General features: G+C 45.1%; 3 protein-coding genes. 1 reads left to right on the top strand and 2 read right to left on the bottom strand.

The features are described 5' to 3' along the window. On the top strand, positions 1 to 189 hold a 189-nt coding region (locus ACUVJL_RS29805), incomplete at its 5' end, for an ATP-binding protein (RefSeq protein WP_445249140.1). Between the two features lie 293 nt (positions 190 to 482). Here ACUVJL_RS29805 and ACUVJL_RS29800 read toward each other — a convergent pair. Continuing rightward, positions 483 to 803 (bottom strand): clan AA aspartic protease, encoded by a 321-nt coding sequence (locus tag ACUVJL_RS29800; protein ID WP_445249139.1) that lies wholly within the window; start codon positions 801 to 803, stop codon positions 483 to 485. After that, on the bottom strand, positions 800 to 1,120 hold a 321-nt coding region (locus ACUVJL_RS29795; protein ID WP_445249138.1), incomplete at its 5' end, for a hypothetical protein. The genes ACUVJL_RS29800 and ACUVJL_RS29795, both read right to left, overlap by 4 nt.

Here is a 1,120-nt window from a genome sequence, read left to right as displayed (position 1 = left end):
TTTTTCACCACCAAACCCACGGGTAAAGGTACGGGTTTGGGAATGTCGATTAGTTATCAAATCATTACTGAAAAACATGGCGGTAAAATCCAGTGTTTTTCTACACCTGGATCAGGCACTGAGTTTGTGATTCAGATACCTATTCGGCAACAGACAATTTCAGGATTCCCGATCGCTGCTGAATCTTAACCACTTCGAGTTCAGTGCAGCCCTCAAACAATCTGAGGCGGTACAATAATCAATCAGGGTGTCAATTACCGCCAACTGCTCGATCTCAAGCCCTAAGAATTTTAGAAGCGCGATCGCCCTTTCCAAAGATCGCACTCTCCGTATAACAATAAGGATAAAAATTAAGAGAGCGATCGCAATACCGGAATGAAGAGCGATCGACCAAATGGTAATTTTGAAGTATTGGGTTTTGCGATCGGGCGTTGGAAACTACAACGCATCAATCGTCACTAACCCCCCCTCAGTGAACTGAATCACAAGTTCTTGCTCGTCAGCAAAGCAGTTCCAATCAGAGGCCTTCGCCCTGTAGCAAATACACGAACTTCTCGTTCTTCCCCGTCCCAAAGGATGATTGCTTCGTGAACTGCTACTAGGACTTCACTGTTATCTGCTAAGTTTACAGGCATATCGTACAGGAACGGCAACCCCAGTAAGGTAACTGCCTCCGGTGGCAAACATAGGTAGTCAGTGAAGCCCGTATCTATGACAAACTCGATCGGGAAAGTAGAGCCGCTTGGGAGGAGAAACGTCAACGCGACGATCGCGTGCCGATCGGTCACAATACCAGAAATCACTTGTTGACACGCTCCATTACACCACCCAACGAAGCAGCCACATTGTAACCAATACGAATGCCAAAAAGTCGAGCATACGGATGCTTTGCCATCAGACTACGTGCGGCTTTTAGCCCAGTTTTATCAACTTCGTAGTCACCTGTTTCAATATCAATGATGACCATCTTGCCAATATTGTCTTCTAATTCAATTTTTTGGCGGATGCTACTCTCATACAAATGTTTCGCACGACGAGCGACTTCTTCACGACTCAAAAGGATTGTTTGCATACATTCCCTCTTTTTTGTAACTTTTGATCCTGTTATGGATATGATAGC

Source organism: Microcoleus sp. OTE_8_concoct_300 (genome assembly GCF_031383065.1).
Lineage (GTDB): Bacteria > Cyanobacteriota > Cyanobacteriia > Cyanobacteriales > Microcoleaceae > Microcoleus.
This window is presented reverse-complemented; position numbering and strand designations above follow the sequence as displayed.